1 protein-coding gene is annotated in these 302 nt (G+C 63.6%); it reads left to right on the forward strand.

All coding sequences use genetic code 11. The features are described from left to right. The coding region (locus tag MD273_RS18805) for a pseudouridine-5'-phosphate glycosidase (protein ID WP_239039291.1) at positions 1-302 on the forward strand (302 nt) is incomplete at both ends.

A 302-nucleotide genomic window follows, 5' to 3' on the forward strand; every position in this document is an offset into this window, starting at 1 on the left:
ACGCCGGTCACCGTCATCTGCGCCGGCGTGAAGTCGATCCTCGATATCCCGAAGACGCTTGAATATCTGGAGACCCAGCGGGTTCCGGTGATCGCCTATCAGAGCGATGACTTTCCGGCCTTCTTCACCCGTTCCAGCGGCTATCCGGCCGATCACCGCCTCGACAGTGCCGAGGCACTCGCCGAGACGATCCTCACCCATCACAGGCTCGATACCGGCACGGGCATCCTCGTCGCCAACCCCGTGCCGGAAGCCGATGCGCTGACGCATGCCTTCATCGACGACACGATCGAGGCCGCGCT

The sequence above is a fragment of the Marinobacter sp. C7 genome (assembly GCF_022343555.1).
Taxonomy (GTDB): domain Bacteria; phylum Pseudomonadota; class Gammaproteobacteria; order Pseudomonadales; family Oleiphilaceae; genus Marinobacter.